12 protein-coding genes are annotated in these 14,903 nt (G+C 61.8%); 4 read left to right on the plus strand and 8 right to left on the minus strand.

Translation table 11 applies throughout. The annotated features are described in order from the left end of the window. Window positions 1-153: 153 nt before the first annotated feature. The 7 genes from HMPREF2537_RS04270 to HMPREF2537_RS04300 all read right to left on the minus strand — a co-directional run bounded on the left by HMPREF2537_RS04270 (window position 154) and on the right by HMPREF2537_RS04300 (window position 7,505). Window positions 154-576: a heat shock protein transcriptional repressor HspR gene (locus HMPREF2537_RS04270; protein WP_070525803.1), complete on the minus strand. Its 423-nt coding sequence runs from the start codon at window positions 574-576 to the stop codon at window positions 154-156. A gap of 12 nt (window positions 577-588) precedes the next feature. Next, window positions 589-1,794: a molecular chaperone DnaJ gene (gene dnaJ, locus HMPREF2537_RS04275; protein WP_070525805.1), complete on the minus strand. Its 1,206-nt coding sequence runs from the start codon at window positions 1,792-1,794 to the stop codon at window positions 589-591. Between the two features lie 134 nt (window positions 1,795-1,928). Further along, window positions 1,929-2,594, minus strand: a complete 666-nt coding sequence (grpE, locus tag HMPREF2537_RS04280) for a nucleotide exchange factor GrpE (protein ID WP_070525808.1) — start codon at window positions 2,592-2,594, stop codon at window positions 1,929-1,931. A gap of 3 nt (window positions 2,595-2,597) precedes the next feature. Next, the gene (dnaK, locus tag HMPREF2537_RS04285; protein WP_070525810.1) at window positions 2,598-4,442 is read right to left on the minus strand and encodes a molecular chaperone DnaK; all 1,845 of its coding nucleotides are present in this window, start codon (window positions 4,440-4,442) and stop codon (window positions 2,598-2,600) included. A gap of 231 nt (window positions 4,443-4,673) precedes the next feature. Next, entirely contained in the window at window positions 4,674-5,414 is a 741-nt protein-coding gene (locus HMPREF2537_RS04290; protein WP_232770689.1) for an ABC transporter ATP-binding protein, read from the minus strand. 58 nt (window positions 5,415-5,472) lie between these two features. Further along, on the minus strand, window positions 5,473-6,480 hold the full coding sequence (locus HMPREF2537_RS04295; RefSeq protein ID WP_232745432.1) for a FecCD family ABC transporter permease: 1,008 nt from the start codon (window positions 6,478-6,480) through the stop codon (window positions 5,473-5,475). Next, window positions 6,477-7,505: a FecCD family ABC transporter permease gene (locus HMPREF2537_RS04300; RefSeq protein WP_369799722.1), complete on the minus strand. Its 1,029-nt coding sequence runs from the start codon at window positions 7,503-7,505 to the stop codon at window positions 6,477-6,479. Before HMPREF2537_RS04300 ends, HMPREF2537_RS04295 begins: the two co-directional genes overlap by 4 nt. Window positions 7,506-7,567: 62 nt before the next feature. Between HMPREF2537_RS04300 and HMPREF2537_RS04305 the strand changes: the two genes are divergently transcribed. The 3 genes from HMPREF2537_RS04305 (at window position 7,568) to HMPREF2537_RS04315 (ending at window position 13,805) form a co-directional block, all read left to right on the plus strand. Continuing rightward, complete coding sequence (locus HMPREF2537_RS04305; RefSeq protein ID WP_046647137.1) at window positions 7,568-8,677, plus strand: ABC transporter substrate-binding protein; 1,110 nt, start codon at window positions 7,568-7,570, stop codon at window positions 8,675-8,677. A 410-nt stretch (window positions 8,678-9,087) separates the two neighbouring features. Next, the gene (locus HMPREF2537_RS04310) at window positions 9,088-12,534 is read left to right on the plus strand and encodes a bifunctional proline dehydrogenase/L-glutamate gamma-semialdehyde dehydrogenase (protein WP_070525812.1); all 3,447 of its coding nucleotides are present in this window, start codon (window positions 9,088-9,090) and stop codon (window positions 12,532-12,534) included. A gap of 35 nt (window positions 12,535-12,569) precedes the next feature. Beyond that, entirely contained in the window at window positions 12,570-13,805 is a 1,236-nt protein-coding gene (locus HMPREF2537_RS04315; RefSeq protein WP_070525814.1) for an AI-2E family transporter, read from the plus strand. Window positions 13,806-13,940: 135 nt separating this feature from the next. On the opposite strand, the gene HMPREF2537_RS04320 is transcribed toward HMPREF2537_RS04315, so the two are convergent. Beyond that, complete coding sequence (locus HMPREF2537_RS04320) at window positions 13,941-14,519, minus strand: nucleosidase (RefSeq protein WP_070525816.1); 579 nt, start codon at window positions 14,517-14,519, stop codon at window positions 13,941-13,943. A gap of 111 nt (window positions 14,520-14,630) precedes the next feature. Between HMPREF2537_RS04320 and HMPREF2537_RS04325 the strand changes: the two genes are divergently transcribed. Continuing rightward, window positions 14,631-14,903: LppP/LprE family lipoprotein (locus tag HMPREF2537_RS04325; RefSeq protein ID WP_246820237.1), on the plus strand; the 273-nt coding region annotated here is incomplete at its 3' end.

Raw genomic sequence — 14,903 nt, forward strand, 5'->3', positions numbered from 1 at the left:
CGTTGCCAAAGTTTCACGGTCCAGAGCAATTTTGAGCACGAACTTTGGCAACAATGACACTTGTTAAGCAAAGAGCACGAAGACTTCAGCCAAGCAGGCTGTAGATGGCCAAAACAGCAGAACCCCCCTCCATAGAGGAGGGGGGGAAAGCGCCTAGCTGTCGCGGCGCCGGTTGCGGCGAGGTGTCCACATCACCACGGAGGTCGAGCGCGGTACGTGGACCAGCTCGCCGCGGGAAGGGCGGGCCTGGCTGCGCAGGCGCTCAACTTCTGACTGCAATTCATCGCGCTCGGCGGCGAGGCGGTCGCGCTCCGCAGTCAGCTCGATGATGGACTTAATGCCAGCCAGGTTCACGCCATCATCCTGCGAGAGCGTCTGAATCTTGCGCAAGAGCTCAATATCGCTCTCCGAATAACGGCGCCCACCCCCGGAGGTGCGGGCTGGGGAAACCAGCCCCATCCGGTCATACGTGCGCAGAGTTTGAGCATGCATGCCGGACAGTTCCGCGGCCACGGAGATGACATACATCGCCTTGGGCTGCGCCGCATCACTTCGGTTTGTTCTGTCCTTGCTCATCTCACACCTCCTTTAGCGCGCTACCGTGTTACCGGCCCAGCCGGCACGCGGATCAAAGCCGGAGTCCTTCTCCGCCTGGGCGTAACTGCGCAGCGCCGAGGAGGCCGCCGCATCCAGCGTAGAGGGCACCGTAACTTGCACGGTCACCATGAGGTCACCGGCCTTGCCGCCGCGCTTGGCCACACCGCGGCCCTTCACGCGCAACGTGCGGCCATCGGGGGTGCCCGCCGGTACCTTCACGCGCACGGGCGAATCGAGGGTCGGCACCGTAATGGTGTCCCCTAAGGCCAGCTCCGCGAAGGAGACCGGGACGGTCACGTGCAGATCATCGCCTTCCCGGGTGAATACCTTGTCGGGCTTTACCGTGACCGCCACGAAGAGGTCACCGGACGGCGTGCCGTTCGGGCCGGCTTCGCCTTGCCCGGCAAGGCGCACCTTCTGACCATCGATCACTCCAGCGGGGATACGCACCGTGATGGAGCGGGTGCGGTGCACCGTTCCGGACCCAGAGCAATCCGGGCACGGATCCTCGGCGCGCTGGCCGGTGCCATCGCAGTCAGCACACGGCGCCGAGAAGCCGAAGGTACCGCGCTGCTCAGAGGTAAAACCGGTGCCGTCGCACGTCGAGCACGTCGTCAGCTTCCCGCTCTTCGAGCCGGAGCCGTGGCACGTAGTGCAGGGAGCTTCGCCACTGAGCTGCAAAGGAATGGTCGTTCCCTTCGCTGCCTCGCGGAAGTCGAGGGTTATTTGCGTTTCGACGTCGGCCCCCCGCGACGGCCGAGCTGTGTGGCCAGCACCACCGCCGCGGTTGAAAACGCCACCGAAGATATCCCCAAGACCGCCGCCTTGAGACGCTCCTCGAGCGGATCCTCCGAAGATGTCGGAGAGGTCGAATTCTTGCGCACCCGGTCCACCCATGTGCGTGGATCGAAACCCGCCGGGAAACCCGGCGCCTCCTCTCCGTCCAAAGCCGCCACCGCGCATCATGGCCTTGAACTGGTCATAGTCCTTGCGGGTAGCTTTATCAGAGAGCACATCATAGGCCTCCGCCACCTGCTTGAATTTTTCCGCCGCCGCGGGGTTATCCGGGTTGGCGTCGGGGTGGTTCTTGCGGGCCAGCTTGCGATAAGCCTGCTTAATCTCTTCGGCGGTTGCGGACGAGGAGACCCCCAGATCCGCGTAATAATCCTTGTCTGCCCATTCTGGCTTAGCGTTCACTGGGCATCTCCTCCTTTCAGGAGAGTCGATAAATGGTTAGGGTTTAAGATTTTTTGCTAAGTAAAAATGCTAATTAAGTAATGAAAAGAAGAGTGGCGCCAAGGAACACTGAGCCCTGACGCCACCTGCGATACCTATTCTGCGCTATCCGAGCTATCCGGACTGTCAGCGGTATCGGCTGACTCGGCGGGGTCGGCGATAATCACCATGGCGGTGCGCACGACGCGCTCGCCCACCGTGTAGCCACGGCGCAGGACCGTGCCGACGACCTGCTCGTCACCAGTCGAGAGGTCCTGGACTGCTTCGTGCACCTCGGGGTCGAAGGCGTCGCCCTCGGCGCCGAACGGGGTCAGCTGGTTATTAGTCAGCACGCCCGTGAGCTTGTCTGCGATGGCCTTGAGCGGCCCCTCGTTGAGGTCACCGTGCTGGCGCGCGAGCTCCAGGTCATCAAGGATAGGCAGGAAATCTGCCAGGACCTTGGCCTTGGTGGTCTCGATCACGGCCTGACGGTCACGCTCGGTGCGACGGCGGTAATTGGTGTACTCCGCGTTGAGACGCTGCAGGTCCTCGGTGCGCTCAGCCAGCTGAGCCTCCAGGGAGTTCTCAGCACTGGCGTTCTCATCAGCGATGTCGCGAGCGGCATCCTCAACCGCAGCCTCTGCCTCAGCGGTGCCCGCGGTGGCGTCATCCACGACGCCGTCGGCAGAAGCAGCCTCAGCGGCGGCAGCCTCCGCAGCCTCAGCGGAGGTTGCCTCAGGGTCGGTGTTGGCCGGGTTGCCCGGGTCCTGAGGGGAGGTCATGGTTTACTTCTCCTTGTTCTCGTCGTCCTCGTCGACAACCTCGGCGTCGACGACGTTCGGGTCACCAGCGGTCTCGCCAGCAGCAGCGCCCTCGGCGCCTGCCTCAGCAGCCTGCGCCTCGTACAGAGCCTTGCCCAGCTCCTGGGACTCGGTGCTGAGCTTCTCGACGGCCGACTTAATCGCCTCGATGTCATCGCCCTTGAGGGCCTCATCGACAGCATCAGCAGCCTCGGTCACGCGGGTCTTGAGGTCCTCCGGCAGCTTGTCGGCGTTCTCATCCATGAACTTACGGGTCTGGTAGGAGGTGGATTCCGCCTGGTTGCGGGTCTCCTGCTCCTCACGGCGCTTCTTGTCCTCTTCGGCGTGTGCCTCGGCGTCCTTGACCATGCGGTCGATCTCTTCCTGGGACAGGCCGGAACCATCCTGGATCTTGATGGTGTTTTCCTTGCCGGTGGCCTTGTCCTTAGCGGTCACGTGAACGATGCCGTTGGCGTCGATGTCGAAGGTGACCTCAATCTGCGGGACACCGCGCGGTGCCGGAGCAATGCCGCCGAGCTCGAAGGAACCGAGCAGCTTGTTGGCGGAAGCCATCTCACGCTCGCCCTGGTAGACCTGAATCTGCACGGAAGGCTGGTTGTCATCAGCCGTGGTGAAGGTCTCCGACTTCTTGGTCGGGATGGTGGTGTTGCGCTCGATGAGCTTGGTCATCACGCCACCCTTGGTTTCGATGCCGAGGGAGAGCGGGGTGACGTCGAGAAGCAGCACGTCCTTGACCTCGCCGCGCAGCACGCCTGCCTGCAGAGCAGCGCCGACTGCCACGACCTCGTCCGGGTTAACGCCCTTGTTCGGGTCCTTGCCGGTCATTTCCTTGACCAGGTCGGACACGGCCGGCATACGGGTGGAGCCGCCGACGAGGACCACGTGGTCAACCTCGGACAGGGACAGGCCAGCATCCTTGATGACCTGGTTGAACGGGGTCTTGGTGCGGTCCAGCAGGTCCTGGGTAATCTTCTGGAACTCGGTGCGGGACAGGGTCTCGTCCAGGAAGAGCGGGTTCTTCTCGGAGTCCACCGTGATGTACGGCAGGTTGATGTTGGCGGACTGGGAGGAGGACAGCTCAATCTTGGCCTTCTCAGCAGCCTCACGCAGGCGCTGGACAGCGCGCTTATCCTTGGTCAGGTCGACGCCCTGGGAAGCCTTGAACTTATCCACGAGCCAGTCGACAATGCGCTGATCCCAGTCATCGCCACCCAGTGCGTTATCACCAGCGGTGGCCATAACCTCAACCACGCCATCACCAATCTCCAGCAGGGAGACGTCGAAGGTACCGCCACCGAGGTCGAAGACCAGGATGGTCTGCTCCTGCTCGCCCTTCTCCAAGCCGTAGGCCAGTGCAGCGGCAGTCGGCTCGTTCACGATACGCAGGACGTTGAGGCCTGCAATCTGGCCGGCCTCCTTGGTGGCCTGACGCTGGGAGTCCTCGAAGTAAGCAGGGACGGTAATAACGGCGTCGGTAACGTCCTCACCCAGGTAAGCCTCGGCGTCGCGCTTCAGCTTCATCAGCGTGCGGGCCGAAATCTCCTGCGGGGTGTACTTCTTGTCATCAATGTCGATGGTCCAGTCGGTGCCGATGTGGCGCTTGACGGAGCGGATGGTGCGGTCAACGTTGGTGACCGCCTGGTTCTTAGCGGACTGGCCGACGAGGATTTCGCCGTTCTTAGCGAAAGCCACGACGGACGGGGTGGTGCGGGAACCCTCCGAGTTAGCGATAACGGTGGCCTCGCCACCTTCCAGAACGGATACGACCGAGTTGGTGGTACCGAGGTCAATTCCTACTGCGCGTCCCATAATCTTTTCTCCTTGCTTGTTGGGGTTTGTTCTTAAGTTGATAGTGCGCGACTCAACTTCCGCCGCGTTCAGGGTTGAACTCTAACAGAAGCGGCACCCATTGTCATCCAAACCTGAGCGCCGGTCACTCAACCTACACAACGCGGGCAAACCCAAAGTTGTTCCCGATCCACTCAACTTTTTTTAGTTACCGCCCACACGCTGGGAAAACAAAACCGGTTTGGCGGAAACTCACCCCACAGGGACGATTGCTGGCTCACCGTCCACATCTACAACGCGGACTGTCAGCCCATAGAGTTCCTCAATAAGGGCAGGGGTAATGACGTCGCGCGGCACGCCCGCGTCCCACACCTTTCCATCTTTCATCGCCACGACGCGATCCGCATAGCGCAATACATGCGCCAAGTCATGAATGACCGCAATGAGGGTTTTGTTTCCTGCCAGCTGTCGCATCAGCCGCATGAAGGAATGCTGGTATCCGATGTCAAGAGCGCTCGTTGGCTCATCCAAGAAGAGCACAGGCGTTTCCTGGGCGAGGGCCATAGCCAGCCAAGCACGCTGACGCTGACCACCAGACAACGCCGCTACCTCGGCCGTCTCCAGTTCTTCAAGGCCTACCTTTGCTAGCGCGCGACTAACAGCACGCTCGTCCTCCTGACTCCTCCACCCCATAAATCCTTGGTGGGCGAAGCGCCCGCGCGCGACCAGTTCCCTGACATTGATCCCTTCGGGAGCTATGGATTGCTGCGACATCACGGCGACGCGCCGAGCGTAGCTTCGCCGAGAGAATGCGGCTGCATCTTGTTCGCCAATGCGCACCGCGCCCGCGTTCGGTGTTTCCAACCGCGCCAACACCTTGACCAAAGTGGATTTTCCACAACCATTGGGACCGATAATGGCAGTGAATTTCCCGGCCGGAAAAGACACATCCACCGAGTCGAGAATTAGCGGGGCAGTCCTCCCGTAGGACATGCTCACCCCCTCAGCCCGCACGCTCGGCGCACCGTCACATACTTTTTGCTGGTTCACTTTACTGACCTTTCATTCCGGCAGCTCGGGATTGCCACAGCAGCAGACCCGCCAGATAGATGCCACCGGCGCACACCGTAATAAGACCGGCAGGCAGAGTAATTGGGAAAAACAGTCGCTGCCCTGCTAAGTCGGCAGCGAGCAAGAAAAGAGCACCGAGGACTCCAGAGAGCAACACCGGTGTCCTGTCTGGACGCGAGAGCAACCGAGCCATATGCGGGGCCGCGAGGGCGATAAATGAGATTGGACCCGCTATCGCCGTCGATACAGCGACAAGAACTGTGCCAACCAGAACCATCACCACACGTGCACGACTCACGTTCAACCCCAACGCACTCGCCGCGCTATCCCCCAGGGCAAGCGCGTCGCACCAGCCACGCAGCAGCAACCCAGCGACGCACGCCGCGCCTCCCAGCACCCCCAATGGAATAACTCGTGCCCAGGACACAGCATTCAATGTTCCAGCAGCCCAAGTCGCCGCGCCTAAGGATTGCTCCAACTCACCGCTAAGAATCAACCACTTGTTTATTGCTGAAAGAAAGAACGTCACTCCAATCCCCACCACAATCAGTCTTGCTCCCGTAAGCCTTCCTGCAAATGAAAGCCCCATGATGAGTAACGCAGTGAGAGCCCCACCCACCAATGCGCCTAGCGCAATGTTGAACGCGGAGCTAAAGCCCGCCAAGGAAACCGCGATGACACCGGTATAGGCACCGGTATTAAACCCGATGATGTCGGGCGACCCCAGAGGATTGTGAGTAAGGATCTGAAAGATGGCGCCCGCTATGCCCAAACACATTCCTACGACAATCGCAGCAACCACCCGCGGAGCACGCCATTGCCACACGACGGTGGCCGCAAAGTCAGTGCTATTGGGATTCGTAGCCACGGACCACAACGCTGCGCTTTCTTGCCCGGCACCAGGCGAGAAGAGCGAATAGGCAGCAATAGCCAGCGCGACGATCACAATGCCCGTAAAGGACAAAACACTTCTCACGCTCACAATCACAGCCTCCTTCCAGCGCGATGGGACAGCGCAATCAATACTGGGGCACCAATGAGCGACACCGTGACGCCAGCCGGCAACTCAGCAGCAGTGAGGTAGCGCCCCACAATATCGGCTCCCAACAAAAACAAAGGCCCCACCACGGCAGCGGCGACAAGCTGTGCCCGTTCTTCATATATCCCGCACAGCCTGACAACATGCGGGATGACTAATCCGACAAATACAATCACCCCCGCCGCTGCGGTAGCGGTAGCAGCCAACACTGTTACCGCCGCGACAAGTCCCAAACGAGTCAGTTTGAGGTTGATACCGAGACCCGCCGCAACGTCATCCCCCAGAGCAAGGGGCGGCAAATGGCGCGCAAAGGCAATCAGCAGCACCACACCAACTGCTAACCCGCCGGCTGTAATCGCCACCGGTGTCCACGAGGCCACGTCAACAGAGCCCGTCACCCACGCGCGGATACGTGCAAAAGAGTGCGGATCTACCAGGATGAGAGCGGAGGAAAGCCCTTCACATACCGCCCCGATGGCTACACCTGCAAGAATCAGTCTCAGCGGATCAACATCGCCAGCTCTGCCACGCCCTACCGCGGTGACCAGCAGCATGGTCACTGCCGCACCGATGATGGCTGCGAGCGAAAAAGCAAAAGGTGATTGCCACCCCCACCAGCCCAGAGCAATGGCCGCGGCCAAGCTGGCGCCTACGTTAATCCCGAAAACTCCGGTATCTGCCAAAGGGTTGCGCGTCATAATCTGCAGAACTGCACCAGCGAGAGCCAAAGCACAGCCCGCACAAACGGCCACGAGAGTACGGGGAAGCCGCCTCTCCCACACGATCGAGGAAGCTATACCAGGCTGACCTCGAAGGGCGGCCAACACGTCACTGAAAGGAATGCTGCGCGCCCCCAACGCCAGCGACAGCCCCACGCCGATACAGAGAATGGCAAGGCCAGCAACTACTACCCGACCAAGACGCCGAGTATTTCCCTTTCCGGTGTGCACCCCCTGCTCAATCACCAACACCACCCAAACACCTTCATACGCTCACGTTTCCTTAGCTTGACCTAATTTAGGTTAGGCTACCTTTTATGACTACTCGAAAGAAAATCGCGTCTCACATCCCACTCCTCCGCCTTACCGCTGTTGGCCTTACCGCAGCGCTAGCTCTCACCGGTTGCGCCAGCCTCGAAAACGCCGATTCAAACACCGGCGGGTCCAGCTCATCCTCTCCAGCAGAGAAGGAAACAGGAAAATCCAACTCCGCCGCAGGAAATGACTCCGTGGCAACTGGTGGCGAGGGCTTTGCTGGAGCCAGAGAGAAGACCCAATCCTTTGGCAGCGATGCAGCTCCCGGCCAGTTCCCCCGCACCGTCACACATGCCCGTGGTACGACCGAGCTCAAAGAGAAGCCTCAACGAGTAGTCGTTCTCGAAAGCGGCGAGCTCGACTCCGTCCTTGCCCTTGGCATGAAGCCAGTCGGCATGACCACGTCTAAGGGTCAGAACCCCGTCCCCGATTACATGGCCGACAAAGCAAGTGACATCGAAACGGTAGGCACGATCAACGAAGTCAATATGGAAAAGATCGCCTCACTACAACCGGACCTCATCATCGGCTCGCAGCTGCGCATGGATAAGTATTATGACCAATTCAGCTCCATCGCGCCTACCGTTTTCTCGATTCGCCCTGGGTACACTTGGAAAGAAAACTTCCACCTGATCGGTGAAGCCCTCGGCGAGGAAGAGCGCACCGAACAAGTCATGGCCGACTACGACAAGAAGATCGAAGAAGTAAAGAAGGTCATTAAGGACGGGCCAGCTAGCGAAGACACCACCGTCACCATTCTGCGCTTCATGCCGGGCAAAGTACGCCTCTACGGGCGCCTTTCACTCATTGGAACGGTGCTTGATGACGCCGGCCTCGCCCGCCCCGCCAACCAGGACATCGAAGAGCTCGCTGCAGAAATCTCACCGGAGAACATTGACCAAGCGGACGCCGACTACATCTTCTACTGCAGCTACGGAGATCCCTCCGCCACCGGCCAAGACACCGCCATTTCCACTGCGGCGTTCCAGCAGCTTCCAGCGGTTAAAGACGGCCATGCTATCGAGGTCAGCGACGATACGTGGGCACTCGGCCTAGGTCCAATGGGCGCACAGAAGATCGCGACAGATCTCACGGAGTATCTCAGTCACTAACACGGGGGTAGCAACCTCCCCTCAAAACAACACCTGTGGGATTGACTCACCCCAACATAAGGGGCTAGCTTTCATATAAGCGAGATGGGTTACATGTCTGCACCCACTGTGTGGCGGACCATGTTAAAGGCGCCTATTTTTCGCTGGCCCGGCCAAGCCACCGCTTGGCCGTTTCCCCACGCAAGAAGGGTGGTCACATATGAATGCTTACTTCATTAGACAGCGTCGTTCTTCCGACCGGCCTCCAGTTGTGCACGCCAACGTTAAGTAAGCCCTCTTATCACACAAACTGGACAGGCTAATCAGCGCCGCACAGAGCTTGAGCAACTGCTGGACTCGATAGTTTGTGTTCTTTCCGCATTCCATAAGGCTGTACCAGTGTGCCTTGAGACCCATAAAGGTTGTAATCCATGACTAACGATGCTCATACCCCCGTGCCCGAATCCACCGACATCGACGCCGCGCTGATCGACGCCGCCGCGGCCCAAGCCCACTCCTGGCTCGCCTCCACCGCCGACGAGCAGGACCCGGCCACAGAACAGCTCGCTGACTTATTGCGCAACCCGGATGGAGTGGCTTTCACCATGGACTTCGTGGACCGCGTCATGCGCCCCGAAGATGACAAGGTAGCCGCCCACGCGCTGAAGTCCGTCACCACCACCTATGACGCTTCCTTCCTCGGCCTCATCAACGGATCGCTGGTGGGCCTGGGCGGTTTCTTCGGGCCTATCCTGCCGAACCTGGTCATGCCGCTGGCCCGCATGCGCATGCGCCAGATGGTCGGCCACCTGGTGCTCGACGCCGAGAGCGATGCCCTAAACAAGACCTTGGACAAGGCCGCCGAGTCCGGCGAGCAGCTCAACCTCAACCTCCTCGGCGAGGCCGTGCTGGGTGACGACGAAGCGCGCTCCCGCGCCGAGCGCACCCTCACGCTCATCAATAACCCGCGCGTGACCTACGTGTCCGTCAAGGCCTCCTCCATGGTGGCCCAGCTCAACCCGTGGGATATCGAGGGTTCCCTGGTCCGCCTCAAGGAGCGCCTGCGCCCGCTCTACGAGGCCGCCGCGCGCCGCCCGGATAAGGTCTTCATCAACCTGGACATGGAGGAATACCACGACCTCCACCTCACGGTGCGCCTGTTCACCGAGCTGCTCAGCGAGCCGGAGTTCACCAACCTCGAGGCAGGCATCGTCCTGCAGGCCTACCTGCCGGATACCTTCGACGCCCTGGCCCACCTCGCGGAGTTCGCTCAGCAGCGCGTGGCCGAGGGCGGCTCCCACATCAAGATTCGCATCGTCAAAGGCGCGAACCTTTCCATGGAGCACGTCCAGGGTGAAATCCACGGCTGGCCGGCAGCACCTTATGCCACCAAGGATGAGGTGGACGCCAACTACTACCGCCTGCTCGATTACATCCTGCGCCCCGAGTTCGCCGACTGCGTGCGCATCGGCGTGGCCACCCACAACCTCTACACCGCGGCCTTTGCCTACAAGCTGGGTACCAAGCGCGGTGTCATGCGCATGATGGATTCCGAGATGCTCCAGGGCATGTCCCCGGCCCAGCAGGCTGCGGTCCGCGAGGCTTTCGAGGGCCGCCAGATCCTCTACACCCCAGTGGTGCACATGGAGGACTTCGATGTCGCGGTCTCCTACCTGGTGCGCCGTTTGGAGGAGAACTCTGCACCGCAGAACTTCCTCTACGCCCTCTTCGCCCCAGAGGAGAAGGCACTGAAGGACCAGGAGGAGGTCTTCCGGGAGGCCGTCGAGAAGCGCTGGGATACCTTCGCCGGCCCGCGCCGCACCCAGAACCGCCTGGAGGAGGCCGAGCAGGCAGCCGGCCGTCAGGCACCGCGCACCGGGCGTTTCGCCAACGAGCCGGACACCGACCCAGCCCTGGAGGCTAACCGCGAGTGGGCGCTTAAGGCCCTGGCCACCGACCCGGGTGAGCACGGGGTGGATGAGGTGACGGATGCGGGGGTCGTCGACAAGCACGTGGCCCGCGCCGCTGAGCTCGGCGCCGAGTGGGGTGCCCGCTCGGCGGAGGACCGCGCCCGCGCGCTCGAGGCCGTGGCCGATGAGCTGGCCAACCGCCGCGGCGAGTTCATCTCCGTCGCCGCCTACGAGGCCAACAAGACCGTCACGCAGACCGACCCCGAGATTTCCGAGGCCATCGACTTCTGCACCTACTACGCGCAGTCCGCGCGCCTGCTGGAGAACTACGCCGCCGAGTTCACGCCCTACCGCGTGACCGTGGTGACGCCGCCGTGGAACTTCCCAGTGGCCATCCCCACCGGCGGCATCGCGGCGGCTCTCGCCGCGGGTTCGGCCGTCATCATCAAGCCAGCGCCGCAGGTCGTGCACTGCGCGAAGCTCGTCGTGGAGGCCTTCCGCGCCGGCCTCGAGGCTCAGGGCCTCGACCCGGATCTGGTCCAGCTCGTCTTCACCGACGAGGGTGACGCCGGCCGCGCGCTCATCTCCCACGACGATGTCGATGCCGTCATCCTCACGGGTGCTTCCGATACCGGCAAGCTCTTCCGTTCCTGGAAGCCGGAGCTCAACATCATGGCGGAGACCTCCGGCAAGAACGCGCTCATCATCACCCCGTCCGCGGACCCGGATCTGGCCATCCAGGACCTCTACCTCTCCGCCTTCGGCCACTCCGGCCAGAAGTGCTCCGCATCCTCCCTGGTCATCTTCGTCGGCGCGGCTGGCGAATCGCAGCGCCTGCGCTCGCAGCTTGTCGACGCCGTCAAGACCCTCATCACCGGCCCCGGCTACGACATCACCACGACGATGAATGGCCTAGCCGAGGCCCCGGGCGAGAAGCTGCTGCGTGGCCTCACCCAGCTGGAGCCGGGTGAAAAGTGGCTGGTGAAGCCGGAGAAGCTCAACGAGGAAGGCACCCTGTGGTCCCCGGGTATCCGCGATAACGTGCGCCCGGGCTCCTGGTTCCACGTCAACGAGTGCTTCGGCCCGGTGCTGGGCATCATGCACGCGGAGACCCTGGAGGAGGCCATCGAGTGGCAGAACTCCACCGGTTATGGCCTGACCGGCGGCATCCACACGCTGGATAACGATGAGATCGATTACTGGCTCGAGCGCGTCGAGGTGGGCAATGCCTATGTCAACCGCGGTATTACCGGCGCGATTGTGCAACGCCAATCCTTCGGCGGTTGGAAGCAATCCGTCATGGGCCCGGGTGCAAAGGCCGGCGGCCCGAACTACGTCGCACAGTTCGGTACCTGGTCCGAGGGCCCGCTTCGCCCCTTCGACGTGGACATCTCCCAGCCGGTGGCGGCCCAGCTGCGCGCCTTCGGAGAGCTGGGATTCTCGGAGGAGAATACCGCGTGGCTGTGGCGCGCAGCGGAGCTCGACGAGCTGGCTTGGCAGCAGGAGTTCGGCCGCAAGCACGACCGCGCCGGCCTGGTCTGCGAGGCCAACGTCTTCCGCTACCGCCCGGTGCTGACCCCGCTGCAGGTGCGCATTGGCACTGATGCCGCGCTTCGCGACGTCTCCCGCCTGGCCCTCGCCGCCACCCGCACCGGCTCCCCAGTGCGCTTCAGCGCCGCCCCGGAGAAGGCCGCGGAACTGCGTGAGCTGGGTTTTAAGGTCGACAGCGTGTCGGCGGATAGCTTCGCCCGCGAGGTCGCAGGGCTGGAATCTGGCCGCGTGCGCGCTGTGGGTTCTGTCGAGCCGGGTGTCTTTGAAGCGGCCGTGGAATCCAACTCCGTGGTCTTGAATCAGCCGGTGCTGGCTGATGGCCGCCGTGAGCTGCTGCCCTTCCTCCTCGAACAGGCAGTCTCGGTGACGATGCACCGCTTCGGCATCATCCGCCAGGTAAGCAGCATCCGCGCATAGTTCGTTTCTGCGGCTCATGTGCAAAGATATAGCGCATGAGTACTACGCACGACGAAGATAAGCTGCAGGCGGCGGACTCCTCCGATGAGGAAGCCGCCCTCCCGGTGTCGAAGACCGATGACAAGTCCCGCGTCCTCGGGCGCGACGCCATTTCCTTAGCCAAGGTGTGCTTGGTCTTCATCATCGTGGTGGCGGGCGTCGGCTTGGCCGGCTACCTGCTGAAGTTCATCTGGGTAGGCCTGCTGCCCGTCATCCTGGCCATCCTGGTCTGCACGGTGCTCTTCCCCGTGACCAACTGGTTGCGCGCGCACAAATTCCCCCGTGCACTGGCCTCCATCACCACGCTGCTGGGCTTCTTGGCCATCATCGGCGGCGTGTTCGCGGCGATGGCCCCGGTGGTGTCCTCTCAGGGTGCGTCCTTGGTCAGCCAAGCTGAGGGCGGCTTGAACAAGCTCGTCGATATGGCCAAGGACCTACCCTTCGAAATTGATGCGGCAAAGGTCCAGGAAGTCCTCGATGATGCCATGACGTTCATCAAGGGCCAAGCTTCCAACATCGCCACCGGGGTGATTTCCGGCGTATCGATGGCCAGCTCCATCGCCATGGCGCTCGCCATCATGCTCTTCGTAGCCTTCTTCATCCTCAAGGACGGCGATAAGTTCCTGCCGTGGCTGCGCACCTATACCGGCTACTCCGCAGGTTGGCACGCCACCGAGCTGCTGACTCGCGTATGGAATACCTTGTCCGGCTTCATTCAGGCACAAGCAGCCGTCGCGGCTGTCGACGGCCTCCTCATTGGCCTCGGCCTCTGGGCCCTCCAAGTTCCGCTGGCGCTGGTCATCGGCGTGGTGACCTTCTTCGCCAGCTTCATCCCGGTCATTGGCGCGGTCACTGCGGGTGCTTTGGCCGTCATCATCGCGCTGGTCTCCGATGGTCTGACGAAGGCCTTGCTCGCCTTGGCGCTCATCATCATCGTGCAGCAGGTGGAGGGCAACGTGCTCCAGCCGATGCTGCAGTCCAAGGCCATGGGCCTGCACGCCGCCATGGTGCTGCTCTCCGTCACGGTCGGCTCCGCCTTGGCAGGCATCATCGGCGCCTTCCTGGCCGTACCCGTTGCTGCCACGATCGCCGTGGTCTTCCGCTACCACCAGGAGATGGCCAGCCTGCGCGCCGGTGAAATCGATACCGAGGACATCAAGATAGCCACATCAGAGGGCCACGAGGACGTCAAGGAACTCTACGAGAAGCTGGAGGCCAGCGGCGCCCGCTAACCCGCAGCCGCGGCCCAGCTTTGATGCCTCTAGCCCTTCCGGCCGCGCAACTGCCCGATCTGACAAAACCATTGGCCCTCGCCTACGGCGGCGGGGGAGAAGTTTGTCAGATCGGGCAGTTTCCGTATGCAGGCCCTAGTCCGCGGACACCGTGCCGAATGCGGCGGCCAGTTCCTCCGCCGCGCGGTCGAGCACCTTCGCCCACGAACCGTAGGATTCTTCGTTCGCGGTATCCGAAACTTGCTTGAGCAGCGTGCACGGCACACCGAACTTTCGGCATACCGCCGCGATGGCGTAGCCCTCCATATCGCACAGCGCAGAATCCTGGGCAAGGCGCGTGCGGGTCGGGGTATCCGAAATAAAGGCGTCACCCGTGGCAAGCGTGGCGGTCGGCAGCTTTCCTGAGGTCTCGAGCTCTATGACCTCGGGGAGGAGATAACGGGAAACATCGCTGAGCACCTCGAGGTGGAAGTCGTGCTTGCGCACGTGGGAGACCTCGAAGACGCCTGAGAGATCGTCGCGAAGCGCGCCCGCAGTACCGATGTTGATGACCCGATCCGGCAGCACCTCTGCCGACGCCAGCACATTAGTGAGTTCAATGGCGGCGGGAACCGTACCAATACCGGTGATGAGCAGCGGCGAGCCTTCAGGAACATGCGTGGCTTCAGCATCCACGGCGGCGACGAACAGTGTACGACCAGACAGATTCTCCATGTCTGCGAGACTACCCGCTAGCCCGAGGAATGCTCTCCACAACTCTATTCTGAGCGCCGCGGCCGCTTGTAGGGTCTGGAACCACACCGAGACCTCAGAAAGGAGAACACAATGTTCACACCACGAGTTTTCGCCGGAGCAGCACTTCTCTGCATGCCGCTCATCGCCTGCAGCACCCCTGAAGAAGCCCAGGCCAGCCCCGTAGTCTGCGAGGCAGGCAACGCCCAGGCAGCCTTTGATGACAACATTGCCCATGTTCCCCAATGGCATGGCCACGAATGGGCACTGGTTGATTCCTCCCACTTCGATCCCTGCGCGGGGTTGAGCTGGCAGACCATTTCCGTCAAGAGTGCCACGGCCTCCTCGCCGCACCACATCATGCTC

It is taken from the genome of Corynebacterium sp. HMSC074E01, from assembly GCF_001808885.1.
Classification (GTDB): domain Bacteria; phylum Actinomycetota; class Actinomycetes; order Mycobacteriales; family Mycobacteriaceae; genus Corynebacterium.